This window comes from Priestia megaterium, from assembly GCF_041941685.1.
Taxonomy (GTDB): Bacteria; Bacillota; Bacilli; order Bacillales; family Bacillaceae_H; genus Priestia; species Priestia megaterium_C.
Genome location: NZ_CP130958.1, coordinates 4,698,428 through 4,724,620 on the forward strand (window position 1 = coordinate 4,698,428; position 26,193 = coordinate 4,724,620).

The 26,193-nt window shown below is 38.8% G+C and carries 29 protein-coding genes, 1 pseudogene, 1 riboswitch and 1 other annotated feature; of the genes and pseudogenes, 12 read left to right on the forward strand and 18 right to left on the reverse strand.

Annotation, left to right across the window (positions count from 1 at the left end; genetic code table 11):
* Positions 1 to 116: 116 nt before the first annotated feature.
* From leuS to Q5794_RS24880, 6 genes are all read right to left on the reverse strand, one after another.
* On the reverse strand, positions 117 to 2,531 hold the full coding sequence (leuS, locus tag Q5794_RS24855; RefSeq protein WP_214987573.1) for a leucine--tRNA ligase: 2,415 nt from the start codon (positions 2,529 to 2,531) through the stop codon (positions 117 to 119).
* A gap of 64 nt (positions 2,532 to 2,595) precedes the next feature.
* Positions 2,596 to 2,814: a binding site (T-box leader), on the reverse strand.
* A 243-nt stretch (positions 2,815 to 3,057) separates the two neighbouring features.
* Complete coding sequence (locus Q5794_RS24860; protein ID WP_214987598.1) at positions 3,058 to 3,249, reverse strand: hypothetical protein; 192 nt, start codon at positions 3,247 to 3,249, stop codon at positions 3,058 to 3,060.
* Positions 3,250 to 3,313: 64 nt separating this feature from the next.
* Positions 3,314 to 4,636: a GntP family permease gene (locus Q5794_RS24865; protein WP_214987574.1), complete on the reverse strand. Its 1,323-nt coding sequence runs from the start codon at positions 4,634 to 4,636 to the stop codon at positions 3,314 to 3,316.
* Positions 4,637 to 4,792: 156 nt separating this feature from the next.
* Positions 4,793 to 5,980, reverse strand: a complete 1,188-nt coding sequence (locus Q5794_RS24870; RefSeq protein WP_374988516.1) for an MDR family MFS transporter — start codon at positions 5,978 to 5,980, stop codon at positions 4,793 to 4,795.
* Positions 5,981 to 6,137: 157 nt separating this feature from the next.
* Positions 6,138 to 6,293, reverse strand: coding sequence for a hypothetical protein (locus tag Q5794_RS24875; protein ID WP_013059527.1), 156 nt, complete (start codon positions 6,291 to 6,293; stop codon positions 6,138 to 6,140).
* A gap of 12 nt (positions 6,294 to 6,305) precedes the next feature.
* Complete coding sequence (locus Q5794_RS24880; RefSeq protein WP_374988517.1) at positions 6,306 to 6,569, reverse strand: YtzC family protein; 264 nt, start codon at positions 6,567 to 6,569, stop codon at positions 6,306 to 6,308.
* A gap of 169 nt (positions 6,570 to 6,738) precedes the next feature.
* Between Q5794_RS24880 and Q5794_RS24885 the strand changes: the two genes are divergently transcribed.
* Positions 6,739 to 7,701 (forward strand): TIGR01212 family radical SAM protein, encoded by a 963-nt coding sequence (locus Q5794_RS24885; RefSeq protein ID WP_374988518.1) that lies wholly within the window; start codon positions 6,739 to 6,741, stop codon positions 7,699 to 7,701.
* Entirely contained in the window at positions 7,698 to 8,267 is a 570-nt protein-coding gene (locus Q5794_RS24890) for a class I SAM-dependent methyltransferase (RefSeq protein WP_374988519.1), read from the forward strand. Before Q5794_RS24885 ends, Q5794_RS24890 begins: the two co-directional genes overlap by 4 nt.
* Positions 8,268 to 8,279: 12 nt before the next feature.
* On the opposite strand, the gene Q5794_RS24895 is transcribed toward Q5794_RS24890, so the two are convergent.
* Positions 8,280 to 9,338 (reverse strand): tetraprenyl-beta-curcumene synthase family protein, encoded by a 1,059-nt coding sequence (locus Q5794_RS24895; protein ID WP_057233135.1) that lies wholly within the window; start codon positions 9,336 to 9,338, stop codon positions 8,280 to 8,282.
* 31 nt (positions 9,339 to 9,369) lie between these two features.
* Positions 9,370 to 10,146: an alpha/beta fold hydrolase gene (locus tag Q5794_RS24900; RefSeq protein WP_013059532.1), complete on the reverse strand. Its 777-nt coding sequence runs from the start codon at positions 10,144 to 10,146 to the stop codon at positions 9,370 to 9,372.
* Between the two features lie 107 nt (positions 10,147 to 10,253).
* On the opposite strand from Q5794_RS24900, the gene Q5794_RS24905 reads away from it, so the two are divergent.
* The 3 genes from Q5794_RS24905 to Q5794_RS24915 all read left to right on the forward strand — a co-directional run bounded on the left by Q5794_RS24905 (position 10,254) and on the right by Q5794_RS24915 (position 12,661).
* Complete coding sequence (locus tag Q5794_RS24905) at positions 10,254 to 10,781, forward strand: gamma carbonic anhydrase family protein (RefSeq protein WP_214987578.1); 528 nt, start codon at positions 10,254 to 10,256, stop codon at positions 10,779 to 10,781.
* 191 nt (positions 10,782 to 10,972) lie between these two features.
* Complete coding sequence (locus Q5794_RS24910; RefSeq protein WP_214987579.1) at positions 10,973 to 11,497, forward strand: phosphatase PAP2 family protein; 525 nt, start codon at positions 10,973 to 10,975, stop codon at positions 11,495 to 11,497.
* Positions 11,498 to 11,515: 18 nt separating this feature from the next.
* On the forward strand, positions 11,516 to 12,661 hold the full coding sequence (locus Q5794_RS24915; RefSeq protein WP_374988520.1) for a glycosyltransferase family 4 protein: 1,146 nt from the start codon (positions 11,516 to 11,518) through the stop codon (positions 12,659 to 12,661).
* 31 nt (positions 12,662 to 12,692) lie between these two features.
* Here the strand turns inward: Q5794_RS24915 and metK are convergent, their stop codons facing one another.
* Positions 12,693 to 13,895 carry a methionine adenosyltransferase gene (gene metK / locus Q5794_RS24920; protein WP_013059536.1) on the reverse strand — a complete coding sequence of 401 codons (1,203 nt, stop codon included), beginning with the start codon at positions 13,893 to 13,895 and terminating at the stop codon, positions 12,693 to 12,695.
* A 132-nt stretch (positions 13,896 to 14,027) separates the two neighbouring features.
* Positions 14,028 to 14,145: riboswitch (SAM riboswitch) on the reverse strand.
* 375 nt (positions 14,146 to 14,520) lie between these two features.
* On the opposite strand from metK, the gene pckA reads away from it, so the two are divergent.
* Complete coding sequence (gene pckA, locus Q5794_RS24925) at positions 14,521 to 16,110, forward strand: phosphoenolpyruvate carboxykinase (ATP) (RefSeq protein WP_028411848.1); 1,590 nt, start codon at positions 14,521 to 14,523, stop codon at positions 16,108 to 16,110.
* Positions 16,111 to 16,144: 34 nt separating this feature from the next.
* Here pckA and Q5794_RS24930 read toward each other — a convergent pair whose 3' ends face one another.
* Positions 16,145 to 16,387, reverse strand: coding sequence for a DUF2584 domain-containing protein (locus Q5794_RS24930; RefSeq protein WP_013085261.1), 243 nt, complete (start codon positions 16,385 to 16,387; stop codon positions 16,145 to 16,147).
* A 54-nt stretch (positions 16,388 to 16,441) separates the two neighbouring features.
* A complete protein-coding gene (locus tag Q5794_RS24935; protein WP_214987581.1) occupies positions 16,442 to 17,224 on the reverse strand; it encodes a S9 family peptidase in 783 nt (260 codons plus the stop codon).
* Positions 17,225 to 17,396: 172 nt separating this feature from the next.
* On the opposite strand from Q5794_RS24935, the gene Q5794_RS24940 reads away from it, so the two are divergent.
* Genes Q5794_RS24940 through Q5794_RS24950 form a run of 3 tightly spaced genes read left to right on the forward strand, consistent with a single transcriptional unit; the run spans position 17,397 to position 19,960 of the window.
* Positions 17,397 to 18,395: an ABC transporter substrate-binding protein gene (locus tag Q5794_RS24940; RefSeq protein WP_192995519.1), complete on the forward strand. Its 999-nt coding sequence runs from the start codon at positions 17,397 to 17,399 to the stop codon at positions 18,393 to 18,395.
* Between the two features lies 1 nt (position 18,396).
* A complete protein-coding gene (locus Q5794_RS24945; RefSeq protein ID WP_057233120.1) occupies positions 18,397 to 19,167 on the forward strand; it encodes an ABC transporter ATP-binding protein in 771 nt (256 codons plus the stop codon).
* Positions 19,154 to 19,960 (forward strand): ABC transporter permease, encoded by an 807-nt coding sequence (locus Q5794_RS24950; RefSeq protein WP_192995517.1) that lies wholly within the window; start codon positions 19,154 to 19,156, stop codon positions 19,958 to 19,960. Before Q5794_RS24945 ends, Q5794_RS24950 begins: the two co-directional genes overlap by 14 nt.
* A gap of 46 nt (positions 19,961 to 20,006) precedes the next feature.
* Here Q5794_RS24950 and ytkD read toward each other — a convergent pair whose 3' ends face one another.
* From ytkD to Q5794_RS24975, 5 genes and pseudogenes are all read right to left on the reverse strand, one after another.
* Positions 20,007 to 20,477: an RNA deprotection pyrophosphohydrolase gene (ytkD, locus tag Q5794_RS24955; RefSeq protein WP_013059543.1), complete on the reverse strand. Its 471-nt coding sequence runs from the start codon at positions 20,475 to 20,477 to the stop codon at positions 20,007 to 20,009.
* A gap of 104 nt (positions 20,478 to 20,581) precedes the next feature.
* Entirely contained in the window at positions 20,582 to 20,902 is a 321-nt protein-coding gene (locus tag Q5794_RS24960; protein WP_192995515.1) for a hydrolase, read from the reverse strand.
* A 74-nt stretch (positions 20,903 to 20,976) separates the two neighbouring features.
* Positions 20,977 to 21,401 (reverse strand): annotated as a pseudogene (locus Q5794_RS24965) (holin family protein).
* An 81-nt stretch (positions 21,402 to 21,482) separates the two neighbouring features.
* A complete protein-coding gene (locus tag Q5794_RS24970) occupies positions 21,483 to 21,923 on the reverse strand; it encodes a Dps family protein (protein ID WP_214987582.1) in 441 nt (146 codons plus the stop codon).
* A gap of 163 nt (positions 21,924 to 22,086) precedes the next feature.
* Entirely contained in the window at positions 22,087 to 22,560 is a 474-nt protein-coding gene (locus Q5794_RS24975) for an S-ribosylhomocysteine lyase (protein ID WP_013059547.1), read from the reverse strand.
* A 150-nt stretch (positions 22,561 to 22,710) separates the two neighbouring features.
* Between Q5794_RS24975 and yidD the strand changes: the two genes are divergently transcribed.
* A complete protein-coding gene (yidD, locus tag Q5794_RS24980) occupies positions 22,711 to 22,938 on the forward strand; it encodes a membrane protein insertion efficiency factor YidD (protein WP_192995511.1) in 228 nt (75 codons plus the stop codon).
* A gap of 3 nt (positions 22,939 to 22,941) precedes the next feature.
* On the opposite strand, the gene Q5794_RS24985 is transcribed toward yidD, so the two are convergent.
* Positions 22,942 to 23,514, reverse strand: coding sequence for a carbonic anhydrase (locus Q5794_RS24985; protein ID WP_013085269.1), 573 nt, complete (start codon positions 23,512 to 23,514; stop codon positions 22,942 to 22,944).
* Positions 23,515 to 23,633: 119 nt separating this feature from the next.
* On the opposite strand from Q5794_RS24985, the gene Q5794_RS24990 reads away from it, so the two are divergent.
* Positions 23,634 to 24,821, forward strand: coding sequence for a GTP-binding protein (locus Q5794_RS24990; protein ID WP_374988521.1), 1,188 nt, complete (start codon positions 23,634 to 23,636; stop codon positions 24,819 to 24,821).
* An 83-nt stretch (positions 24,822 to 24,904) separates the two neighbouring features.
* The gene (locus tag Q5794_RS24995) at positions 24,905 to 25,864 is read left to right on the forward strand and encodes a metal ABC transporter substrate-binding protein (RefSeq protein WP_013085271.1); all 960 of its coding nucleotides are present in this window, start codon (positions 24,905 to 24,907) and stop codon (positions 25,862 to 25,864) included.
* 29 nt (positions 25,865 to 25,893) lie between these two features.
* Here the strand turns inward: Q5794_RS24995 and Q5794_RS25000 are convergent, their stop codons facing one another.
* On the reverse strand, positions 25,894 to 26,139 hold the full coding sequence (locus Q5794_RS25000) for a type B 50S ribosomal protein L31 (RefSeq protein ID WP_013059552.1): 246 nt from the start codon (positions 26,137 to 26,139) through the stop codon (positions 25,894 to 25,896).
* Positions 26,140 to 26,193 lie beyond the last annotated feature (54 nt).

Sequence of the window (26,193 nt, forward strand, 5' to 3'; positions counted from 1 at the left end):
GTTAAAGGTTTGACTAAGCGCCTGATGTCAACCACGAAAGGGGGACATCAGGCGCTTAGGTCTAGAACAGAACCCCTGACTGCTCTTTAGTCAGGGGTTCTGTTCTACATCAATACTTAATTAGCTACGATGTTTACTAATTTACCAGGCACAGCAATTACTTTGCGCACTGTCTTACCTTCAATGAACTCTTGAACGTCTTCATTAGCCATTGCAATATCTTGAAGCTCTTCACGAGATGCCTCAGCAGGTACGTTTACTTTCGCACGTACTTTACCGTTAATTTGAACGACAATTTCCACTTCATCATCTACAAGTTTCGCTTCGTCAAACGCAGGCCAAGCCTCATACGAAATTGTATCTTCGTGACCTAGTTTGCTCCATAATTCCTCAGTCGTATGAGGACAAATTGGTGCTAATAGCTTCACAAATCCTTCTACGTATTGCTTTGGCAGCACGTCAACTTTGTATGCATCATTGATGAATACCATAAGCTGAGAGATACCTGTATTAAAACGGAGTCCTTCGTAATCTTCCGTTACTTTTTTCACCGTTTGGTGATACACGCGTTCAAGCGTAGTGTCATTGCTTTCTTGAACCTTGCTGCTTAATTCACCATTATCTTCAATAAGTAAACGCCATACACGATCTAAGAAACGTCGTGCACCATCAAGCCCTTTTGTTGACCAAGCGATTGATGCATCTAAAGGTCCCATAAACATTTCGTAAAGGCGAAGGGTATCTGCACCGTGGCTTTCAACGATTTCGTCTGGGTTTACAACGTTACCTTTTGACTTACTCATTTTTTCGTTGTTTTCTCCAAGAATCATACCTTGGTTAAACAGTTTTTGGAACGGCTCTTTTGTTGGAACTACGCCGATATCATATAAAAACTTATGCCAGAAACGAGCATATAATAAGTGAAGAACAGCGTGTTCAGCTCCACCGATATAAATATCAACCGGCAACCATTCTTTTAATTTATCTGCATCTGCTAACGCTTCACTGTTTGTTGGATCAATGTAGCGTAAGTAATACCAGCAGCTGCCTGCCCATTGAGGCATTGTATTTGTTTCGCGGCGCCCTTTTTTGCCTGTTTCCGGATCTACAACGTTCACCCAGTCATCAATGTTTGCTAACGGAGATTCACCTGTGCCTGACGGTTTGATTTCAGTTGTTTTTGGTAACACAAGCGGAAGCTGATCTTCAGGAACTGCCGTTGTTGTGCCATCTTCCCAGTGAATAACAGGAATTGGTTCACCCCAGTAGCGCTGACGGCTGAATAACCAGTCACGCAGACGGTATGTTACTTGTTTTTCACCTTTTTCATTTGCTTGAAGCCACTGAATCATATTTAAAATTGCTTCTTCTTTATCTAAACCATTTAAGAAGTCTGAATTAACGTGCTCGCCGTCGCCTGTATAAGCTTCTTTTGAAACGTCTCCGCCCGCTACTACTTCTTTAATCGGCAGTTCAAATTTAACAGCAAATTCATAATCACGCTCATCATGAGCCGGAACAGCCATAATTGCACCTGTGCCATAGCTCATTAGAACATAGTCAGCAATCCAAATTGGCATTCTCTCGCCGTTGACAGGGTTAATTGCATAAGCACCAGTGAATACGCCAGTTTTGTCTTTGGCTAAGTCTGTACGTTCTAAATCGCTTTTGCTTTTAATTTGATCTAAATACGCTTCTACTGCTTCTTTTTGTTCGGCTGTTGTAATTTTTTCTACAAACGGATGTTCAGGTGCTAAAACGGCATACGTTGCCCCAAATAGCGTGTCAGGACGCGTTGTGAACACAGTAAATGTGTCGTCGTATCCATCGATTGTGAAGTGTACGTGAGCTCCTTCAGAGCGGCCAATCCAGTTGCGTTGCATTTCTTTAATACTTTCTGGCCAATCAAGCTCATCTAAATCTTCTAGTAAACGATCTGCATAAGCTGTGATTTTAAGCATCCACTGCTTCATTGGACGACGCTCAACCGGATGTCCCCCACGCTCACTTTTGCCGTCAATCACTTCTTCGTTCGCAAGTACTGTTCCTAGAGCAGGACACCAGTTAACAGCTACTTCATCCACATAAGCTAAGCCCTTTTTATATAGCTGTAAGAAAATCCACTGCGTCCATTTGTAGTAGTTTGGATCAGTTGTATTAATTTCTCGCTCCCAATCGTAAGAGAAACCTAACGATTTGATTTGACGACGGAAATTATTAATGTTAAGTTCAGTGAATTCAGCCGGGTCGTTTCCTGTATCTAATGCATACTGTTCAGCAGGTAGTCCGAATGCATCCCATCCCATCGGATGAAGTACATTGTATCCTTGCATACGCTTCATACGAGATAAAATATCCGTTGCTGTATAACCTTCTGGATGCCCAACGTGTAAACCAGCGCCAGATGGATAAGGGAACATATCTAATGCGTAAAATTTACGCTTTCCTTCATCTTCTGTTGTTCTAAATGTTTTATTTTCTTCCCAAACTTTTTGCCATTTTTGTTCGATCTTTTCATGATTAAAAGCCATACATAATCCTCCTTGTACGCTCCAGCTGTATTTAATTAAACTAAAAAACCCCTCATCCCTCAAACAAAGGGACGAGAGGTTGAATAAACTTCCCGCGGTACCACCCAAATTAGCACAATTATGTACTCACTCATTTTCCTTAACGCGGATAGACGGCAAATGTTACTTTACTTCACATTTACAACTCCAAGGTGAGTTCATGAACGCTCGTTTGCTGACTCGCACCAACCGTCAGCTCTCTTAGCTCGCTTCGTTCACTACTATTCCTTATCATAGTTTTTACATCATACTACCTTGTATTGTAAATAATATGTTCGTAAACTGCAAGTTGTTCAACGGATTTTGTAAAAGTTTCTGCACTGCAGCACTGCTTTGTTGCTAAATCCTCTCTTTCATTCTTATATATGAACAACTTCTCCCAAAAACATACATCCACGGCCAAACAAAAAAGGGATTGAGACATAATTAAATCAATCCAATTTAAAGACGAACAAATGGGATAAATGCGCTAGTATGAATCTCTTGGTTACACCACTGTTGATTTCCGTGCAAGACCTCTCTTTCCGCGGGCAGTCGATGAGCCTCCTCGTTGCTTACACTCATGCGGGGTCTCACCTATTGCAGGAGTCTTTGTCTTGCCCTCCACTCCACAGCTAGAAGCACCTAAACAAATGAAACATACGTGCACCATAAACATGAAAAAATCCGAACGATTCATCGTTCGGATCTTCCTTCAACTAAAATACTTTTATCCCAGTCCCTGCTTCCTTTAGCTGCTATTATTAAATGCCCAATCCAAAAGAAAACAGGATGATCGCAAGTACAAGACCAACAAGCGGCACAATCACCGTCATTGCTGCAACTGATCCATACGCATCTTTATGAGTTTCTCCGCAAATAGAATTAATTGTTGTTACGACATAACCATTATGAGGCAAGGAATCTAATACTCCAGAGGAAATAGCTACTACGCGATGGAGAGCTTCTGGATTTACACCAGCATCTAGATAGTGAGGTGCTAAAATTGGCAAAGCAATCGCCTGACCTCCTGAAGCCGAACCTGTCATCCCCGCGATAACACTCACGGCAATAGCTCCCCCAATCAACGGACTTCCTGGAATATGCGTCATGGCATCTACAGCCACTCCAAACGCGGGAACAGCCTTAGCAACTCCTCCAAAACCTACGACAGCGGCTGTATTCCCAATAGCAATTAACGCACCCAGCGTTCCTTCTGAAGCTGCATTCCAAAATCCTTTAAAATGCTTTCGGTTCACAATATAAGTGACAATGATCCCGCTTAAAAGTGCGACAATCAACGCAGATTGCTGAAGTGGCTTATGAAGTGCAAAAGAAATAATGAGCACAACCACAAGCGGAAGCAAACTTAATAAAGGATTAGGAAGAGACTGATTTTCCGTTACTACTGGATCTTTCTTGCGTGATATAAAACGCTCTCCATTTTTAACTGCTTTTGAAATCAAGCGCTTTAACCACCAGTAGCCGAATACAGCCATCACTACTGCTACAACTAAACTAACTTCCCATCCTGCATACGGACTAGTCTTCAAATATTCAATTGGAATCCAGTTTTGGATTTCAGGCGACCCAGCGGAGGTCATCGTAAACGTAACGGAACCGAATGCTAAAGCAGCAGGGATAAACCGCCTCGGCAAATCGGCTTGTTTGAATAAGCTTAAAGCCATTGGATAGCCAGAGAATGCTACTACAAACAGACTGACTCCTCCGTATGTTAAGACCGCACAGGCAAGTACAATCGCCAACACTGCTCTTTTCATTCCTAGTTTACTGACAATCCAGCGAGAAACACTATCAGCAGCCCCGCTGTCTTCCATCACTTTTCCAAAGACGGCGCCCAATAGAAACATTAAATACCAAGAAGCAATAAATCCTGTGAAACCAGACATATAATTTCCAACAAAATTTGCTTCGCCTTCTTTCACCAGCTGTGGAAATAAAGGCATTCCGCTTGTTAACGCAACAACTAAAGCACTGAGCGGACCTGCTATAAATAAATTCATGCCTCTCATCGTTAATACAATGAGCAGCAATAATCCTCCAATTAATCCAATCATACTAAGCATGTTTAGCCCCCCATGAAGTCATATAATTAGAAAACGCTTACATATTTACAGTTATATACTCCTTTCTTTGCTTGTCACAACCCTTACTATATTATTAAAGGAATACTGAAGACATTCCTACGTTTATTAAGCGGTCAAAAATAAAACCATCTCTATTTATTTAGAGATGGTTAATGAACGCTGACGTTTTTCTTTTAATTTATAATCGTATATCCATGTTGTACACATGCTGAATAACAATAGCGCAATTAATAAATAGCACAGCATAGACATATTAAACGCATCGAAAATAACGCCTCCAAAAAGAGGACCAATCATTTTACCTGCAGTAGCCATGCTGTTAACTACACCTTGATAAAATCCTTCTTTTCCAGATGGAGCTAACTGACTTGCAACAGCCGGAATGGCTGGCCAAACGAACATTTCTCCAATTGTTAACACAACCATTGCTGTTAAGAACTGCGGAAATGTTGTAGCATTCACCACGATAATAAAAGAAGCCACAAAAATAACCGTTCCAATTAGGACCTGTACTTTTAATGTTTTTGCTACTTTTTGAATGATGGGTACAATCAAAGGCTGACCGACTACAATTAAAATCCCGTTAATCGTCCAAAGCAAACTGTAGCTAGAAAGAGGTATATTCAGCTCACGCGTATGCGTAGCAATCGTTGTTTGCCACTGAACATACGCCACCCAGCATAAGACATACCCCGTACATAAAATAAGAAGAGCAGTCAGCTTCGTTTTATGCCCAATACTCCCAGCTTCATTAAGGACATTCGTTTGCCCAACTGTAACCGAAATATGGCGATATGAAAAAATAGCAATAAGCAGAAAAGTAACGTATAAAATTGTATTAGCTAAGAAAATATACGTAAATGAATAAGACGCTACAATGCCTCCTACCGCGGCGCCAATAGCTACTCCTGCATTTTGAGCAACGTACATCGCATTAAATGCTTTTCTTCCGCCTTGTGGCCAAACGGACCCTGCCATTGCATACATAGATGGAAACACAATACCAGATCCAAACCCTACAACAACCAAGAGAACAACGTATGTAGGCCAACCATGGAAAAACACGAGTCCCACTAATGCAATAAGAGTAATAATAATTCCTGATAAAATAGATTTATATCCTCCGATTTTGTCAAAAAGCGTTCCTCCAAGCAAATTTCCTACTACGCTTGCAGCAGAATTCAGCAGAAGAACCACTCCTGCGACGGATAACGACTTTCCTAAATGTTCATTTATATAAATTGTATTGAGAGGCCATAAAAATGAAGCTCCCGTTACGTTTACAAGCATACCAATAATCAAAAACCAAAGTGATTTGGGCATTGATCTCCCCCTATCTATTCGAATGCCAACGTACATTCTAGTCTTTTCTTAAAGGGTTCGCAATGCTTTTACATATAGACAATTTATTTGAAATTCGCTGACTATTTAAAAAGGTGATTTCACATGACAATATCATGCAAAATCACCTTTTTACCGCTTACTTTTGCTTCGAACGAACCGGCTGTGCACGCTTGCTGTTTCTTGCTTTTAATTCTTTTACCGGATCAAAATCTTTTCCTAGCTCAATGTCATTGCTGTTGATCCCGTTTTTTGTTTTTTGTTCCGGATTATTTTGATTTGAACGCGTTGCCATAAAATCCTCTCCTTAATGCTGAGTTGTGATCAATTTATTTTGCAGCTGCTGAACTTGCAGGCGCATGCGATATAGCTGCTCTCTTTGCTGTGCATTTGCACTGTGAGAAAACTCTTCAATTTCTTTATAAGCATTTTCTAATTTTTCCTGTGCTTTTGTATATTCAGTGTCGTTATAATGTTCTTGCTTCATGCCTTCCTGCAACTGGCCTTGTCCAAAGCGAATAGCATTTTCACACTGTTGCATAAGTTGATCCACTGCTTGACGAGTTGTCATTCTCTATTCCTCCTATTCGTTCATTTCTGTCTTATTTTGCGCAACTTTACTTCCCTTTACGACAAGAAGAACCTGTTAAATATAAGCACCCTTAAATTTGTTTGGCACTTTTTCACGTTTTTGATACAATTTGTTGATGTATATTGCATGTAAAAAGGAGGTTGCTGATTTGAATCAGACAAACCCATTTCCGTATAAATCTGAAAACAAACGTTATCATACCTGGAATTACCATTTACGTAACCACTTTGGCCATAAGGTATTTAAAGTAGCCTTAGATGGAGGATTTGATTGTCCAAACAGAGATGGCACGGTAGCTCACGGCGGCTGTACGTTTTGCAGTGCTGCCGGTTCGGGGGATTTTGCAGGAAACAGAGCGGATGACCTGGTGACACAATTTAATGAAATCCGTGAAAAAATGCATCATAAATGGAAAGACGGAAAATACGTTGCTTACTTTCAAGCATTTACTAATACTCATGCTCCTGTCGAGGAGCTTCGTGAAAAATATGAAGCCGTCTTAAAGCTTCCCGGAGTTGTTGGGCTTTCTATCGCCACGCGCCCTGACTGTCTTCCCGACGATGTGGTGGAATACTTGGCTGAATTAAATGAACGAACTTATCTATGGGTAGAACTTGGACTGCAAACTGTTCATGAACGAACTTCACTGCTTATCAACCGGGCACACGATCATCAATGCTATGTAGATGGCGTAGCAAAGCTTCGAAAATACGGTATTCACGTTTGTTCTCACATCATTAATGGTTTGCCTTTAGAAACACCTGATATGATGATGGAAACGGTACGTGAAGTAGCAAAATTAGACGTTCAAGGAATTAAGATTCATCTGCTCCATTTACTAAAAGGAACCCCTATGGTCAAACAGTATGAAAAGGGCCTTGTTGAATTTCTTTCATTTGAAGAATATGTAAAGCTTGTATGCGATCAGCTCGAAGTAATCCCTCCTGAGATGATTGTTCATCGTATTACAGGCGATGGACCGATAGACCTCATGGTTGGACCGATGTGGAGCGTAAATAAGTGGAGCGTATTAAATGCCATTGATCAAGAGCTCGAACGTCGTCAAAGCTATCAAGGAAAATATTATGAAAAAGAGTTGATGGAAAGATGAAAATAGAACGTATCCTGCCTTTTGCCCGCACATTGCTCACTAATGCTGTGGCCCAAGGAGATGTGGCGATTGATGCTACAGCAGGAAATGGACATGATACACTGCTCTTAGCTAACTTAGTCGGAGATACAGGTCATGTATATGGATTTGATATTCAACCTCAAGCCATTCAAACAACTCAGCAACGATTGACCGAACACCATGTAGAAAACAGAGTAACGCTTATCCAAGAAAGCCACAGCAATATAAACATGCTTCCTCGTTCTATTACAGGACGAGTCACGGGCGCCGTCTTTAATTTAGGTTATTTACCAGGCGGAGATAAAGACATTGTCACCACTTCTGAAACAACAATCTCTGCAATTGAGCAGTTACTTGATTTACTAGCACCTGAAGGAGTGATTGTGCTCGTTATTTATCATGGACACAAACAAGGGAAACAAGAAAGAGACGATTTACTAACGTATGTCCAAAATCTTGATCAAAAAGACGTTCACGTTTTACAATATCGTTTCATGAATCAGCAAAACAATCCTCCCTTCATCATTGCTATTGAAAAAAGATAAGCCGCGTATGGCTTATCTTTTTAACATTCGGTACAAACGTCCGTTGATATAGAAAAAGTAGCTAAGGGCTCCCCCCGCTTTTATTAACCTACGTGCATTCACATGAACATGTTTTTGTGCCCGCACTTTTTGATCAGACAAATAAACGCCCAAGAGTCCTTTATAAATAAAGCAGTGAAAGTGATAATCCGGCAGTTTTTTAGCGTATTCGTCCGCTTTTACGACAAAATGCAAAAAGCGATCCATCATTTGCTGATAATGAGGATAATAAAAACAAAAGTTCAAATCTCCTCCTGCTTTATCTTCTTCTTGGTCAATTAAATAATCGAGTAAAATATGTAAGCCTTGAATATAAGGAAAATATCCTGCTTTTATTTTCTGCGTCATTTCTTCGGTCATCTCTTCTTGAAAGCTATAAGCAACTAAACAAAAAATTCCTAACGTTGAACCAGAGCACGCTGAAAATTCATACCACTCCATTTCAGGAACACTGTGCCGGTGAGCATCGAACCAATTCTCTAATCGTGGAACTCTTTCCTTGATTTCAACATGCTTATGTATTTGCAAATCACAATAATAATTAGCTAGTTCTAATAAATGTGAAGAGACTATATGGTAATTACAAGCTTTTCGCAAGGACTGCTGACAAGTCTGGACAAGTCCGGCTAAGTATCCTCCGTCGTCTTTATCCGTTCGAAAACGATAGTAATCCCCAAGAGGTGCATGAGGAGTCAACGCATCTGGCATCGATTCATGTAAGGCGGCAAAATCTTTAGGGTCGAGCGAATTGCTGCGGTCACATAAGTTATCTAAGTAATCGCTGATTGTTTGGTAGGCAACAATAAATTTCACGCATTCAATCATGTTTTCTTTCGCTAAAATCGATAGGATACCGCCTCCTTCACAATGAAAAGTTTTTGTATCGATACTTGCCAATGCTTGAGTACGCAATTCTTTATTAGGAATCTCTTTTGCTCGTTCGCGCCAATGATTAAGCTCATGATGAACGACAGGAAACACTTCTCGATAAATTTTTCTCATTAATGAAATAGGATGAGACGGAATCTTCATTTATTTTCACCTCAATTTCTTACCGCACTTATTAAATGTGAAGATCGACAAAACTTTTCGCATATGTAAAAACGTATTCTCTTTCAGGCTCATTAAAGATTTCGTGATACAGCTGAGACCATTCTTTGTAGATTTTTTCACTTAGCTCTATTTCATCAAACCACTGCCTAACAATCAGCTTTTCAATAATTTTATCTTCTCCTGCCTGCATCACAAGAAGCGGGACATCAGGCAAACGATCGATATCTTTAAAAGCTAAGTTGACAGCTTGGATCAATTCCCGGTACCATCTTACAGAAACTTTTGTAACATACAGTGAGTCGTTTTCATCTTCATCTCGAACTTCTTGGTTTCTTGTTGCTTTTTCAACAGTGAGACCTAAATCGAAAAGTTTGTTCGGCATGACTTTATTTAACCCTTTAGATAGCATATCTAAATAAGCCGGTACTTGCTCTTTTAATCCTAGACAAGGAGAGGAAAGAATCGCACCCCATATAGGGAGGTTTTTTGTCTGGAGCGTACGAATAACCGCCAGTCCTCCCATACTGTGACCTAACAGGAAAATAGGCAAATCATATTTTTGCGCTTCACGTACCCATTCTTCCACTTCATATACATATTCATCAAAGGATAGGATATGTCCTCTTCTTCTTGTTGTTAAGCCTTGGCCAGGAAGGTCTCCCATAATTACGTGCATTCCAACCGAACGCCACATCTCAATCAGCCAGCGATAGCGTCCGTGATGCTCCGCTGCTCCATGGACCATGACAATAACGCCTTTTGGATTTACTGCTTCCCATTTATGCATTTGAGTTACTCCTTCTTCCTTTTTTTGTTTACCTGCTTAAAAAACCTTTGTACACTTACATTAGAAGATTTACTACTTTTTTTCAACTAATAAAGGGAGATGATTTGATGATTTATCCGTATAAAGAAAAAATGCCTACCATTGCACCCAGCTGCTTCATCGCAGACTATGTCACGATTACTGGAGATGTCACCATTGGTGAAGAAAGCAGCATTTGGTTTAACACTGTTATTAGAGGAGATGTTTCACCTACGATTATTGGTAAACGAGTAAATATACAAGATCAATCAACACTCCATCAAAGCCCAAATGCTCCATTGCTTATTGAGGATGATGTGACAGTAGGACATCAAGTTATTTTACATAGCTCCATCATCCGCAAACGCGCGCTCATTGGCATGGGTTCTATTATTTTAGACGGTGCGGAAATTGGTGAAGGTGCTTTTGTCGGTGCTGGAAGCTTAGTGCCTCCTGGTAAAAAAATACCACCTAATACTCTCGCAATCGGCCGACCTGCTAAAGTGATTCGCACTCTGACAGAAGAGGATTTAAAAGATATGCAGCGCATTCGTACAGAATATGTAGAAAAAGGGCAGTATTATAAGTCTATTAAGAAATCTGATTCTTCATTATAAAGGAAACGTTCCCTCAGAAAGTCATACTGAGGGAATTTTTTTAGTATCTCCACAAACTCTCCAATCATGTTCTATTCTCTCCACAATTGTAAAGAAATTTCCATATTAATTTACATCGTTTTAGTACTGCCTCCACAATTAAAGATTAAACTGAATAATAAAGACGTATTTATTGAAAAGGGAGCGACTCTATGAAAGCCAAGTTAATTCAGTATGTATACGATGCCGAATGCCGATTATTCAAAAGCGTAAACCAACATTTTGATCGAAAGCACTTAAATAGATTTTTGCGTTTACTAACTCACGCCGGAGGAGCCACTTTTACCATTGTGATAGCGTGCTTGCTGCTATTTCTGCATCCTTCATCCGTCGCTTACGCTTGTGCGTTTTCTCTAGCCGTTAGTCATATTCCAGTCGCCATTGCTAAAAAACTATATCCGAGAAAACGACCTTATATTCAATTAAAATATACAAAAGTGTTGGAAAATCCATTAAAAGATCATTCATTTCCATCTGGGCATACAACAGCTATTTTTTCGTTGGTTACCCCTCTTATGATTGTTTATCCAGCCTTCGCTGCTGTTCTTTTGCCTCTTGCAGTAATGGTAGGAATTTCAAGAATTTATCTTGGTCTGCACTATCCGACGGATGTCATGGTAGGTCTGATACTGGGCATCTTTTCAGGTGCTGTTTCACTGAACATATTTTTAACTTAATTGATAGGAGGAGTACTAATGAGAATTGCTTTATTTACGGATACATTTGCTCCAGAAGTTAACGGAGCCGCTAAAACACTTTATCAATTTACTCAGTACGTCAAATCAAAGCAAATTCCCATCCAGGTATTTGCTCCTGAATTTGCTCATGATCAGTCATTTTCAACGTATGTTCACCGTTCGCCCAGCATGCCGTTTTTCCTTTATCCAAACAGCCGCTTTTCATTGCCAAACGTTCTAAAAATTAAAAAGCAGCTGCAGGCATTCAATCCTTCTATTATTCATTTGGCCACTCCTTTTACAATGGGGCTTTGCGGCTCCCATTACGGGAAAAGATTAGGTGTTCCTCTTGTCGGCTCTTATCATACCAATTTTGATGATTATTTATCTCACTATGAACTTGAAAAAATGCGTGTACCACTGCAAAAATATATGAAATGGTTTTATAAACCTGTACAAAAAATATTCGCTCCCTCTGAAGTGACCAAACAGCAGCTAGAAGAACAAGGGTTTCACAACGTAGCTATTTGGGCGCGAGGAGTAAATCATAAATTATTTCATCCCCACTATGACCGCTTTGATATTCGTATTAAATATAATATTAAAAAACCCTACATTTTAACGTATGTAGGAAGATTAGCTAAAGAAAAGAACGCTGATTTTTTAATAAAAATCGCACGATCTCTACCTGATCATATCCGCCATCAAATTCACTGGGTTATTGTGGGAGACGGCCCTTTAAAAGAACAAATGCAGCAACAAGCATCTGAGCATATGACATTTACAGGCTTCCTTGAAGGTAAGCAACTTGCTCATATTTATTCATCATCTGATTTGTTTGTTTTTCCTTCAGAAACAGAAACCTTCGGAAATGTTGTACTGGAGTCTCTTGCTTCCGGAACTCCTGTAGTGGCAGCAAATGCAGGAGGAGTTAAACAGATGGTTCAGCACGGGCGAAACGGCTACCTTTGCAAATCTCACTCCTTAGAAGAATTCAGTTCGGCTATTACAGATTTACTCGATGATTTGCATCAGCGGCTTCACTTTGCCCACGCAGCGAGACAATACGCTCTTACTCAATCATGGGACGCCATTTTTCAGCATTTGCTTTCAGAATATGAAGGTGTCGTAGAAAAATCTGCTGCAGGTATTCAATGGGCATAAAAAAATCTCCGTTTTCACGGAGATTTTTTTATTATTTAGCTAAAGCTTGAGTTTTTAATGCTTCCGCTTTGTCTGTGAACTCCCAAGGAAGCTCCACATCCGTACGACCAAAGTGGCCGTAAGCTGCTGTTTGCTTATAAATTGGGCGACGTAAATCAAGCATTTTAATGATGCCTGCTGGACGTAGGTCAAAGTTTTTGCGTACTACGTCTACTAGTACTTCTTCAGAAACTTTTCCTGTACCGAATGTATCAATTGAAATAGATACTGGTTGTGCAACACCAATTGCATATGCTAGTTGTACTTCACATTTGTCAGCAAGATCAGCTGCTACAATGTTTTTCGCAACATAACGAGCTGCATAAGCTGCTGAACGGTCTACTTTTGTTGCGTCCTTACCAGAGAATGCACCGCCGCCGTGACGAGCATATCCGCCGTAAGTATCAACGATAATCTTACGACCAGTTAAACCAGCATCTCCTTGAGGACCGCCGATTACGAAACGTCCTGTTGGGTTAATGAAATACTTTGTATTTTCATCAATTAACTCGTTTGGAACAACTGGATTAATAACATATTCTTTTAAGTTACGTTGAATTTGCTCTAACGTTACTTCTGGGTGATGCTGAGTTGAAATAACAATTGTATCAATGCGAACAGGTTTGTTGTTTTCATCATATTCAACTGTTACTTGTGTTTTACCATCTGGGCGAAGGTAAGGAAGAATTTCTTCTTTACGTACTTCTGTTAGACGGCGAGCAAGTTTATGAGCTAATGAAATTGGAAGAGGCATTAATTCTTTTGTTTCGTTACATGCATAACCAAACATTAACCCTTGGTCTCCAGCTCCGATTGCTTCGATTTCTTCATCTGACATTTGACCTTCACGTGCTTCTAACGCTTGGTCTACACCAGCAGCGATATCAGCTGACTGCTCGTCGATAGATGTTAATACTGCACAAGTTTCAGCATCAAATCCGTATTTTGCACGAGTATAGCCAATTCCTTTAATTGTTTCACGAACTGTTTTAGGAATATCCACGTAAGTAGAAGTTGTAATTTCACCACTTACTAAAACTAAACCAGTTGTTACGCTTGTTTCACAAGCAACACGAGCATTTGGATCCTTTGCTAGGATAGCATCAAGAATTGAGTCAGAAATTTGGTCACAAATTTTATCGGGATGTCCCTCTGTAACAGATTCTGACGTGAACAGACGACGTTGTGTTGACATCAGTTTTCCTCCTTATAAATACGATACATTGTGATACGGTACTCATTCCCTTATTTTCATTACACGTTAAAAAATATAAAAAAACCTTTCCTTGTATCGAGGAAAGGTATCAAATTCTACATAAGCCTTTCACTCTTATCGATCAAGGTTGTGCCCTTGCATCAGGTTAGCACCTTATCGTCTACACAAAAAAATGACGATGGTTGCTGGGTTTCATAGGGCCTGTCCCTCCACCAGCTCGGGATAAGAGAGTATCCGTTCAAGGACATATAATACATGAAAAAGCGCTTCACTGTCAACAACATTCAAATGGAAATCATCTCTTTATGTTTGAACCTGTTTTAATGTAACATACTCAAATTCTGAAATAGTACATCTTATTAAGAATCATCACTAAGTTTGGTTAATAAGACAGATCAAAATGAGGCTTTCACTTAAAACAGCTTCACTTTTTTTCGCTTTTGGCACATATACATGTGTCTAAAATAGGTATAACGTACATTTTTTTATAATACACAAACATTTTTAATTAAATAGTATAGAATAATTAAATAAATGTGTTATACTAATTATAAATTTCAAACATTAATGAATAAATAATAGCTAAAAAAGGAAGGTAGTGCACATGAGTACTGTTGATATGTCTATCGAATTAAATGGTTTGCTTCAATTAAAAACAACAAAACACCAATTATCTGTTCCACAACTTGTTGAAAAAATTCTAGCTCGACGCGAAGGAACGCTGACTTCTACAGGTGCTGTGTCAGTCGAAACCGGAAAATATACAGGTCGCTCTCCTTTAGATAAATTTATTGTAAGCGATGCTGTGTCTTCAAAAACGGTTGAATGGGGACCTGTCAATCAGCCAATTTCTGCTCAGCGATTCGATGCGCTATACAAAAAAGTCTTAACCCACTTAAAAAAGCAGGATGAACTTTTTGTTTTTAATGGATATGCTGGAGCTGATAAAAAGTATCAGTTACCAATTCAAGTAGTTAATGAATTTGCATGGCACAACCTATTCGCTCAGCAGTTATTCATTCGCCCTTCAGCCGAACAAAAAACAAATGATGATGTGAAGCCGTTTACAATTGTAGCAGCTCCAACGTTCAAAGCTGATCCCGAAACAGACGGGACGAATTCTGAAACCTTCATTATTCTTTCGTTAGAGCGACGTATTGTGCTAATTGGAGGAACTGAATACGCTGGTGAAATGAAAAAATCTATTTTCTCAGTGATGAACTTCTTGCTTCCTCAAAACAATATTCTATCCATGCACTGTTCTGCTAACGTAGGAGAAGAAGGTGACGTTGCATTATTCTTTGGTTTATCTGGAACGGGTAAAACAACGCTTTCTGCTGATGCAAACCGTCGTTTAATCGGAGATGACGAGCACGGTTGGTCAAGCTCTGGTGTATTTAATATTGAAGGAGGATGCTACGCGAAGTGCATTCAGCTTTCTGAAGAAAAAGAACCGCAAATTTTCAATGCAATTCGCTTCGGCGCCGTACTGGAAAATGTGGTGTTAAATCAAAATACGAAAGTAGCAGATTACAATGATAATAGTTTAACAGAGAATACTCGTGCCGCTTATTCAATTGACTCTATTGATAATACGGTATTGCCAAGCGTTGCTGGGCACCCTACAGCTATTGTCTTTTTAACTGCCGATGCTTTCGGCGTCTTGCCTCCAATCAGCAAGCTTACAAAAGAACAAGCGATGTACCATTTTCTGAGCGGATACACTAGTAAGTTAGCTGGAACAGAGCGCGGCGTAACATCGCCACAGGCTACTTTCTCTACATGCTTTGGTGAGCCTTTCTTGCCTCTTGCTCCAACAACTTATGCAGAAATGCTAGGAAAGAAAATCGATGAACATAATGTAAATGTCTACCTTGTAAATACTGGATGGACCGGCGGTGAATACGGCGTGGGCGAACGAATGAAGTTAAGTTACACTCGAGCTATGGTTCAAGCAGCCCTTGAAGGAGAACTAGCTAATACCGAAACAGTAACAGACGCTATTTTTGGTTTATCGATTCCAACTCATGTTCCGGGAGTTCCTGATGAAGTGCTTCAGCCTTCTAAAGCATGGAACGATGCAACAGCTTATAATCAAAAAGCAACTGAGCTTGCTGCTAAATTCAAAGCTAATTTCAAGCGTTTTAATGATGTAGCATCTGACATTTCAACATTAGGCGGACCTAGAGTCTAATAAAAAACCGATCGTCTTAGAGACGATCGGTTTTTTAATTAGTCGAATGTAATTTTGTCAGTTCATATGTGACAATGGTTTTTTCCTGCTCCATTTCTACCTTACGCACAACAGCAGTTCCAATACATTCTCCAGTTTTCGTTTTGTGAATGTTTAATGGAATATCTAACGGATACAAGCGATATCCTTTTTTCTCAATTTGAAAAATGTTATCCGTTACACGCTTTTCGTTGCCTTTTGTCACAATCATTGTATTTAATTCTAGCGGCATCCCCATTTTTTCTCACTCCTCACTGTTATTCTACTTGTTTTCTCTATCGTAGCATATCTTTTATTGCGCTTTCATCCACTTCGTTAACTTCTTCACCGTTTCTCGGTTTTCTTTTGGTGGAAAAGCATGTGGAAAGTTTTCGAAGTACCAGCTGGTAACTTTTTTATTGGACTTCTTTAGTTTAGATTCGAGCTGATAGGAATGATCAATCGACACGTTTTTATCTTCTAAACCATGAATAAGCAAGACCGGCGGCTCGACGAGATGAGCACGGTGCAAAGGTGTCCTCCATTCGTATCTTTCAGGGTATTTAGAAGGAGTTCCTCCAATCACCCGCTTCATCATTCTTCTTAAATCTTCTCTTTCTTCATATGTCAGCACCATATCCGTGACGCCTCCCCATAACACAAGAGAACGGCTGTCGCTTTTTTCAATAGCTGTGAGTAAAGCCATTACTCCCCCTCTTGAAAACCCAAAAATATGAATGCGGTCATGGTGGACGTTAGGGAGCTGTTTCAGTAAATCGTAAGCAGCAAAAGCATCGTAACGATCATCTCCTGCAAAATCTTCGTTTCCTTCGCCTCCTTGATTTCCCCTATAGAACGGAGCCATCACAATAAAACCTTGAGAAGCAAATTGAATAAGTCGAGCAGGACGAACCGTTCCTACGTTCTTAATACCTCCTCTTAAGTATAAAAAGCCGTCATACATTCCTTTTTCTTTTGGCTCTGCGAGCATTCCTTTAATCTTAAGCCCTTGACATGCATATGTAATCACCCACAGCGCCACGCGAGGGTTTGATGATGGGAAACGCTGTTTATGAAGAATTGTTCCATCTTTCATTTTTTTCCTCCATTCTTTATATGAGTGGTATATTTTTTCCCGCCACGGTGGACTTTCAATCGTTGTCTAATACTTCTTTGATTTTCCACATGGTTATGTAGGCACTCACCTTCTTCTACTTTCTTACATACATTATCATAAAATATTTTATTCTTTTAAGGAGGTTTGCTTTATGAAACCAATCAAATGGCTCTTTTCTTTGCTTGCTATTATGATTTTACTCATCCCACTAATTAGCTGCAGCAAAACAACATCTGTACAAACGGTTCGTGTCGGCGAAGTAACTCGCTCTATCTTTTATGCTCCCCAGTACGTTGCTATTTCAAAAGGCTTTTTTGAAGAAGAAGGACTAAAAGTAGATTTAAAAACAACGTGGGGCGGAGATAAGACAATGACGTCACTTTTATCTGACGGCATCGACGTCGCCTTAGTCGGCTCGGAAACTTCAATCTACGTATATGCACAGGGATCTAGTGATCCCGTCATCAACTTTGCACAACTAACCCAAACCGACGGAACATTTCTAGTAGCGCGAAAAAAGGTCGATCAATTCTCATGGGATCAGCTTAAAGGCAAAACGTTTCTTGGTCAACGTAAAGGCGGCATGCCGCAAATGGTAGGGGAATATGTGTTGAAACAGCATAATATTGATCCTAAAAAAGATGTAAAACTCGTTCAAAACATTGATTTTGCTAACGTTGCGAATGCTTTTGCTTCTGGTACTGGAGATTACGTTCAATTATTTGAGCCAACGGCTAGTATTTTAGAGCAACAAGGAAAAGGACATATCGTTGCTTCCTTCGGAAAAGAATCAGGAACAGTTCCTTATACAACATTTATGGCCAAAGAAAGCTATTTAAAAGATAACCCTGAAGCAGCAGCTAAATTTACTCGAGCTATTTACAAAGCACAAAAATGGGTGAATACACATAGCACAGATGAAATTGCTGAAGTGGTTGCACCGTATTTTGAAGATACACCTAAAGACACGCTAAAAACCGTGATTGACCGCTATAAATCCCAAAAATCTTTTGCAACTAACCCTTTATTAGATCAAAAAGAGTGGGATCATTTACAAAAAATCATGGATGAATCTGGAGAACTTCCAAGACACATCGATCACAACAAGCTAGTCAACACAAAATTCGCAAAAGATGCAATGAGTGAGTAATATGACAAAACTTCACATTCAAGATGTTCAGCATATGTATCTTACGACAAAGTCTGCTACCACTGCACTTGAACATATTAATTTGTCTATTGAAGAAGGAGAATTTGTTTCCTTTCTCGGCCCAAGCGGATGTGGAAAAACGACGCTTCTATCGATTATTGCAGGCTTGATTGAACCAACGTCCGGCTTTGTCACAATAGACGGTGAAAATATTGGAACATCAGTCCCAAATATCGGTTATATGCTTCAACAAGATTATTTGTTTCCGTGGAAAACCATTAAAGAAAATATTTTACTTGGGCTTGAAATTCGCGGACAGCTAACAGATAAAACAGAGAGTAAAGCACTGTTACTCCTAAAAGAAATTGGTCTACAAGGCGTAGATGACCTATATCCACACCAGTTATCCGGAGGCATGAGACAACGCGTCGCTTTAGTCCGAACACTTGCCATTGACCCCGCTATTTTACTCTTAGATGAACCTTTTTCAGCACTTGATTTTCAAACAAAACTCAAGCTTGAAGAACTTGTCTCCAAAACGCTGATGACTTATCAAAAAACGGCTGTTTTGGTCACGCACGATATCGGCGAAGCCATTGCTATGAGCAGCCGAATCTTTTTATTCTCAGCCAAGCCGGGAAAAATCGCAAAAACATTCACGGTTCCTTCTATTTTACGAACCCTTTCTCCGTTTGAAGCACGACAGCACCCTGTCTATAACGATTTATTTATGGACATATGGAAGGAGCTTGATCAACTTGAAACCCACTAGCTCCCTAGATACTCTTCACGAAAGCTACCTTCGCAAGGTTCGGGGCGAAAAACGATTAGTACTGAGCGTGCAGCTGGTCATGTTCTTAGCCTTTTTTAGCTTCTGGGAACTGGCTTCTCGTTTAAAGTGGATTGACCCTTTAATTTTCAGTTCCCCTACTAAAGTATGGCATTTATTTTTAATTAAACTTGCCGACGGCTCGCTGGCAGAACATATTGGTTTTACATTATTTGAAACGGTTCTTGGCTTCATTCTAGGCACATTACTAGGTATTTTACTTGCAACGGCCCTTTGGTATTCAACTAGGCTTGCACATATATTAGACCCTTACCTCGTTATTTTAAACGCCATGCCTAAAGTAGCGCTGGGCCCTATTTTAATTGTAGCAATCGGGCCAGGATTTTTCTCAATTTTAACGATGGGAGCGATTATATCCGTTATCATTACATCCATCGTCGTTTACACAGCCTTTAAAGAAGTTGATCCAAACTATATTAAATTACTAAAAAGCTTCGGGGCAACGAAAACCCGCTGTTTTAAAGAAGCAATTCTTCCAGCTTCCATGCCTGCCATTATTTCCACATTTAAAGTAAATGTCGGCTTATCTTGGGTAGGCGTCATCGTAGGAGAATTTTTAGTTTCTTCGAAAGGGCTTGGATATATGATTATTTATGGTTTCCAAGTCTTCAACTTTACTCTTGTTCTTCTCAGCTTATTATTAATTGCCATTTTCGCTACGATTATGTACCAAGGCGTTGCTTATTTAGAAAAGAAATTGATCCGACGCTCATAAAAAATCCCCCCGTACAAACGGGGGGATTTTTATTGATACGATGCTTTTACAAAAATGTTCTCTTTACATATTTCATTACATATTGTAAAACATTATCTTTCATGATGAAGCTGTATGCATCATCTTGTTGAATGCCCGAAGGTAGTTCATCAATCATTACGGGACCATCTGTTTCCATGTAGTCTTCTTTTTTAATTACATTTCCAATAGTAGCAAAATAAATATTTTTAATAATGGTCTTTCCTTTACTTACTACTTTGTACTGACCAATATAAGTTAAAGAAGAGACTTCTCCGCCTGTTTCTTCAAATACTTCTCGAACCGCTGCTTCTTCTGGTACTTCATTGCCTTCTAGTTTTCCTCCGGGAAATTCTAAACCTCGTTTTGAGTGATTCGTTAGCAACCATTGATTTTCATACCTGCATACGACCCAAACATGACGTGGAGTTTTCGAGAATGGATTTTTTTCAAATGATAAAAATACTTGATTATGATATGCATCCTTAAATGTGTACATGGTCGACTCAAACTCCATTTGATTTTTCCCTTATTTTATCATACATTACGGCCATACCTGATAAGAAAAGTATGCTCGTACTTTTTTTATTTACTTTTTACCCCTTATTCCACTCTGTCTGAAGATAAAATATTCATCTGTTTGATATGTGATTTTGTTTCATCGTCTCCCAGCTGATAAAGCATGGCATATATGTCAACTGTTGTTTTATCGTACATATCATTTTGAGAATCATGATGATACTCCAGATACGGAATATGTGATCGCCAAAAGCTTGACCAATCACTTGAAGCGCGCTGATCTAAATAGGTTCTCAGCTGCTCCACTTCTTCATCTGTTGCTTCAATCGCATAATTCCAATCTGAAGCAGTATTTGACTGATTGATTTCCCCTGAACTCAGAGATACATAATATTTTTTTGTCATGAAAGATATTCAGCTCCTTCTTTCTAGTGCCAACTTATCTTTCTTATTTGTATCTTATTCTTTTTTTATACACTCTAAGATTTAAAGCGGTCTTTTAAAATCGCTATTGCTTTTTTTAACGGCTCTGGAATCGGAACCCCTACAATTCTTGCGTTTTCTGTAATTGAAATCATTTCGTTTAAAATATAGAACAAAATAGCTCCATCTCGAATAATATGACCGTTTTCCCAAAATACAGAATCGATAAAGTTTGCTACAGCAATCATGGCAAAAATAAAAATCTTTTTGGCAATTCCTTTAAAACCTACTTTGCTAGATAAACGTTTATTTATAAAAGCTGCAATCGTGCCTGTCAAATAATCCATTGTCACTAATGCTACTAAAGCCATTAGTAAATAGTCCCACTCTCCAAATAAAAAAAAGCCAGTGAACCTAAACTTGAGATTATCAAGACAGAAAGCTTCTGCATATCCACTTTTTTCACCCTTTCAGCAGTCATATCCCTACAGTATATGCCGGTGAAAAAAAAGTGTTCGTCCATCTTATCATAAAAAAACCTGCGATTAATCGCAGGTTTTAATTATTTGCCTAGGAATGATTTTAACATCCACGTATGCTTTTCTAAGCTTTGATGAATGGCTAACAGCATGTCTCCTGTTGTTTCATCGCCCGCTTCACCGGCTGCGTCCATTCCTTCTTTTAATTCAGCAGTTAGCGTATCAAAATCGCTTACTAAAGAAGCAACCATATCTTTAGCCGTTTCGCTTCCAACCGCTTCTTTAATAGAAGAAAGTTCTAACGATTCTTTCATTGTTGCCACAGGTTTTCCTTCTAATGCTAAAAGGCGTTCTGCAAGGTCATCAATAATTGTAGCTGTTTCCGTATACAGCTCTTCAAACTTTTCATGAAGAGTGAAGAATTGTTCACCTTTTACGTACCAGTGAAAGTTATGAAGTTTTATGTACATTACACTAAAATTCGCTACTTGTTTATTAACGATTTCATTTACATTTGCTGCCATGTTTTTCGCTCCTTTGTGAACTCTTTGTATAATATAGTTGTACCCTTTTTTAGTTGATTAAAACATTTTTTTCATAAAAAGAGACATTTCCCTTTCTTTAGACTCAGAGAAACTTCTTCATCTTTTTTCAAATAAAATAAGCAGTCCAGCGGACTGCTTATTTTTAGCCAAATACTTTTTCTAAATCTTCTTTGTCCTGTTCTAGCCAGAACTTCATCAAGCGTTTTGCTCCTTCTAAATCGTGAAGTTTCGCTTGACCGCACTGCTTTTCGTTTGCTGCTGGAATTTCAGTAATGTTAATTGCATCTTTTAACGTATCGTCTAACAAGTCAATAATTTCACGTACAGTCGGCTCGCCGCTCACTACTAAGTAGTACCCAGTTTGACATCCCATAGGCGAAATATCAATAATATCAAAGTGATCATATTTTTCTACATGAGTACGAATGTTAAAAGCTAATAAATGCTCTAACGTATGAATAACGTCGGGCTTCATTGCTTGTTTGTTTGGCTGGCAAAAACGAATATCAAATTTATTTACAACGCCGTCGCTTCCCACTTTGTGAACACCGCAGTGTCTTACGTAAGGTGCTTTAACCGCATTATGATCTAGCTCAAAACTTTCTACTGATGGCATAATACCACTCCTTTTTTCTTCTTTCACCTATCATACCATGCAATTCCGATATATTTCATCCATTTAATAACCTTTATTTCTTTTAGTTGCTTTTTATTCCTTCTATCCCTTATAGTATGAGCAAACACGAAAGAAAGAACGTGATAATAAATGATTGCAAAGCTTTTGCTTTTACTTATAAAAGGATATCAAAAAGGAATTTCACCTTTTCTTCCGGCAAGGTGCCGGTTTTACCCTACTTGCTCCCAGTACGGAGTTGAATCCATTAAACGCTTTGGTGCCTTAAAGGGATCTTATTTGACTGTAAAACGCATTTTAAAATGCCACCCGTTCCATCCGGGTGGCATCGATGAAGTACCTGAGAAAAAATCACACTAAGCTTTAGTTGTTTTCGATTGCTTCATACCCATTTACAACAACATCTAGCTTTCCTGTATTTGGATCAATAACTAGTCCATGTACAGGAGTATCTTTTGAAAATAGAGGATGATTACGGATTGTCTCTACACTATGCTGAACAGTCTCTTCTACTGAATCAAAACCCGTTAACCATTGTTTCAAGTCCATAGAATATTCAATGGTATTAATCACTTCATCTGAGATGCCTTTTGCTCTTACTTTCTCTAAAAAAGGTTCCGCCTGAAGTTTACCTGCTCCACAGTCGTGGTGACCAATTACACATACCTCATCTGCTTGAAGCTCATATACAGCTACTAAAATGCTTCGCATAATACTTCCAAATGGATGTGAAACAAGCGCTCCTGCGTTTTTAACAATTTTCACGTCTCCGTTGCGCAAATTCAAAGCGTGTGGAAGTAATTCTACCAACCTTGTGTCCATACACGATAAAATAACCATTTTTTTATCAGGGAATTTGCTTGTTTCGTAAAGTTCATACTTCTTTTCTTCTACAAATTTTTGATTGAATTCTAAAACATCTTGTAATAAGCTCATCTGCTGTCTTCTCCTTCATAAAAAAAATTCTTTCTTGTATTATAATACTTTTTCCTATAAGATGAAAAGTGTTAAATCGTAATCATTATTATTTATAAACAAGAAAGTAGGTTATAACAGTGAAAAAAATTCCCGTTACCGTTTTAAGCGGATACCTTGGTTCAGGTAAAACAACTCTTTTGAACCATATTTTAAAAAATAAAGAAGGTTTAAAGGTCGCGGTCATTGTCAATGACATGAGCGAAGTAAATATTGATGCAGACTTAGTTAAACAAGGCGGATTCTCTCGAACAGAAGAAAAACTTGTTGAAATGCAAAATGGCTGTATTTGCTGTACGCTTCGAGACGATCTAATGAAAGAGGTAGAACACCTAGCTGACAATGGTGATATTGATTATATTGTCATTGAATCTTCTGGAATCAGCGAACCTATCCCTGTTGCTCAAACATTTACTTATATTGATGAAGAGCTTGGCATTGATTTAACCCAGAAATGTTCGTTAGATACGATGGTCACTGTAGTAGATGCCAATCGCTTTTGGGAAGACTTTTCATCCGGCGAAAGCTTATTAGACCGCAAAGAAGGAACAGATGAAAACGATACAAGAGAAGTGATTGATTTATTAATCGATCAAATTGAATTTGCAAACGTCATTTTGTTAAACAAAGTTGATTTGTTAACAAAAGATGATGCAGATGAACTGCAGGCTGTTCTTCACAAATTAAACTCAGAAGCCACTGTTATCCAAACAATTAATAGTGAAGTAAGCCTTGAAGCCATACTTCATACCGACTTATTCGACTTTGAAAAAGCTAGTCAAGGAGCCGGATGGATTAAAGAATTAAATGAGGAGCACCATACGCCTGAAACGGAAGAGTTCGGTATTTCTTCTTTTGTATACAGAAGGAATCGTCCCCTTCATCCTGAACGCTTTATGAAATGGTTAGAGAACTGGCCGGTTGATATTGTACGTGCAAAGGGATTTTTCTGGCTTGCTTCGCGTAATAATATGGCAGGACTTCTTTCTCAAGCGGGTACGTCCATTATGATTCAAGCAGCGGGTGAATGGATAGCAACTTGCGCACCGGAAGAAAGAGAACAAACCTTAAAAGAAGAGCCTGAATTACGAGCAAAATGGGATGAACAATTTGGAGATCGTATTAACGAGCTCGTGTTCATTGGTATTGATATGAACAAAGCTGAAATAATTGAAACTTTAGACCGCTGTTTGCTGACAAATGAGGAAATGAATCAAGATTGGGCTACTCTCAAAGATCCCCTTCCTAAGTTTACAGTAAGTGCGTAAATTTTTAGTTTTCAAATCGTAATAATTACGATATAATAACATAGATCATAAATGGTTACGATACGAACGGAAGGAGCAACATAATGAAATTCAAACCACTTTTAATGGTGCTTGCATTAGGAATTGGAACAGCTCTTGCAGGGTGCAGTTCAAGCAGTGCAAATAACGCATCTGATAATAAAAACAAAAAATTAGAAGTTTATACAACAATCTACCCTTTACAGGACTTTACTGAAAAAATCGGTGGAAAATATGTAGAAGCTAAAAGCATTTTACCAACCGGTGTAGATGCGCACTCATTTGAGCCTACAACAAAAACAATGGTCAAAATCGCCAACGCGGACGCATTTGTTTACTCAGGAATTGGACTTGAAGGTTTTGCAGATAAAGCACAGTCTACACTTAAAAATGAAGATGTAGCTTTAGTAGAAGCTGCAAAAGGAATTAAATTAGCAAAGAGTTCTGAAGATGAGCATGCCCACGAAGACGAACATGCCCATGAAGAAGAGCATAACCACGGAGATACAGACCCTCACGTTTGGCTTGATCCTGTTTTAGCTATTCAATTAGCAGAAAATATTAAAGACGAACTTATTGAATTAAAACCAGATAAAAAAGCAGAGTTTGAAAAGAACTTCCAATCGTTAAAGACTCAGCTTGAAGATGTGGACCAGGAGTTAAAAACAACGATTGGCGACGCACCTCATAAAGAAATTTTAGTATCACATGCAGCCTATGGCTACTGGGAAAAACGATACGGCTTAAAGCAAATTAGCGTAGCGGGTTTATCTCCTACAAATGAGCCGTCTCAAAAACAATTAGAAAACATCGTAAAACAAGCAAAAAAAGACCATATCAAATACTTTATCTTTGACCAAAATTTAAAGCCTAAAGTGTCTACGCTTGTAAAAAATGAAGTAGGAGCTCAAGCTTTAACACTTCATAACTTAGAGTCATTAACAAAAAACGATGTTAAAAATAAAGAAGATTATTTCTCCATTATGCAACACAACATTGATACGTTGAAAAAAGCATTATATTAATAAAAAAACTAGCCTCCCGGCTAGTTTTTTTATTGTAATTTATATTTTTGCTTAAAGCGTTCTACACGGCCGCCTTTATCAGCAAATTTTTGTTTTCCTGTATAAAATGGATGTGTATCCGAACTGATTTCAACTTTTAAAAGCGGATATGTGTTGCCATCTTCCCATTGAACGGTCTCATTTGATTGTTTTGTAGATCCTGATAAAAATGATGTTCCGCTATTTGTATCCATAAATACAACTTTACGATAGTCTGGATGAATATTTGTTTTCATTAAATATCTCTCCTTTAAAACAATATACACTTATTATAATCGTAATGATTACTA

Bases quoted from the DNA above. Each gene is read 5' to 3' on its own strand.
- Q5794_RS24985 (WP_013085269.1), bottom strand. From the start codon at position 23,514: ATGAGCTTATTACAAGATGTTTTAGAATTCAATCAAAAATTTGTAGAA.
- Q5794_RS24940 (WP_192995519.1), top strand. From the start codon at position 17,397: ATGAAACCAATCAAATGGCTCTTTTCTTTGCTTGCTATTATGATTTTA.
- Q5794_RS24935 (WP_214987581.1), bottom strand. From the start codon at position 17,224: ATGAAAGATGGAACAATTCTTCATAAACAGCGTTTCCCATCATCAAAC.
- Q5794_RS24900 (WP_013059532.1), bottom strand. From the start codon at position 10,146: ATGCATAAATGGGAAGCAGTAAATCCAAAAGGCGTTATTGTCATGGTC.
- Q5794_RS24970 (WP_214987582.1), bottom strand. From the start codon at position 21,923: ATGGCAGCAAATGTAAATGAAATCGTTAATAAACAAGTAGCGAATTTT.
- Q5794_RS24890 (WP_374988519.1), top strand. From the start codon at position 7,698: ATGAAAATAGAACGTATCCTGCCTTTTGCCCGCACATTGCTCACTAAT.
- Q5794_RS24930 (WP_013085261.1), bottom strand. From the start codon at position 16,387: ATGGGGATGCCGCTAGAATTAAATACAATGATTGTGACAAAAGGCAAC.
- Q5794_RS24915 (WP_374988520.1), top strand. From the start codon at position 11,516: ATGAGAATTGCTTTATTTACGGATACATTTGCTCCAGAAGTTAACGGA.
- pckA (WP_028411848.1), top strand. From the start codon at position 14,521: ATGAGTACTGTTGATATGTCTATCGAATTAAATGGTTTGCTTCAATTA.
- Q5794_RS24870 (WP_374988516.1), bottom strand. From the start codon at position 5,980: ATGCCCAAATCACTTTGGTTTTTGATTATTGGTATGCTTGTAAACGTA.
- Q5794_RS24875 (WP_013059527.1), bottom strand. From the start codon at position 6,293: ATGGCAACGCGTTCAAATCAAAATAATCCGGAACAAAAAACAAAAAAC.
- Q5794_RS24895 (WP_057233135.1), bottom strand. From the start codon at position 9,338: ATGAAGATTCCGTCTCATCCTATTTCATTAATGAGAAAAATTTATCGA.
- Q5794_RS24905 (WP_214987578.1), top strand. From the start codon at position 10,254: ATGATTTATCCGTATAAAGAAAAAATGCCTACCATTGCACCCAGCTGC.
- metK (WP_013059536.1), bottom strand. From the start codon at position 13,895: ATGTCAACACAACGTCGTCTGTTCACGTCAGAATCTGTTACAGAGGGA.
- Q5794_RS24945 (WP_057233120.1), top strand. From the start codon at position 18,397: ATGACAAAACTTCACATTCAAGATGTTCAGCATATGTATCTTACGACA.
- Q5794_RS24880 (WP_374988517.1), bottom strand. From the start codon at position 6,569: ATGACAACTCGTCAAGCAGTGGATCAACTTATGCAACAGTGTGAAAAT.
- Q5794_RS24865 (WP_214987574.1), bottom strand. From the start codon at position 4,636: ATGCTTAGTATGATTGGATTAATTGGAGGATTATTGCTGCTCATTGTA.
- Q5794_RS24910 (WP_214987579.1), top strand. From the start codon at position 10,973: ATGAAAGCCAAGTTAATTCAGTATGTATACGATGCCGAATGCCGATTA.
- ytkD (WP_013059543.1), bottom strand. From the start codon at position 20,477: ATGTACACATTTAAGGATGCATATCATAATCAAGTATTTTTATCATTT.
- Q5794_RS24975 (WP_013059547.1), bottom strand. From the start codon at position 22,560: ATGCCATCAGTAGAAAGTTTTGAGCTAGATCATAATGCGGTTAAAGCA.
- Q5794_RS24995 (WP_013085271.1), top strand. From the start codon at position 24,905: ATGAAATTCAAACCACTTTTAATGGTGCTTGCATTAGGAATTGGAACA.
- Q5794_RS24960 (WP_192995515.1), bottom strand. From the start codon at position 20,902: ATGACAAAAAAATATTATGTATCTCTGAGTTCAGGGGAAATCAATCAG.
- Q5794_RS24860 (WP_214987598.1), bottom strand. From the start codon at position 3,249: ATGAATCGTTCGGATTTTTTCATGTTTATGGTGCACGTATGTTTCATT.
- leuS (WP_214987573.1), bottom strand. From the start codon at position 2,531: ATGGCTTTTAATCATGAAAAGATCGAACAAAAATGGCAAAAAGTTTGG.
- yidD (WP_192995511.1), top strand. From the start codon at position 22,711: ATGATTGCAAAGCTTTTGCTTTTACTTATAAAAGGATATCAAAAAGGA.
- Q5794_RS25000 (WP_013059552.1), bottom strand. From the start codon at position 26,139: ATGAAAACAAATATTCATCCAGACTATCGTAAAGTTGTATTTATGGAT.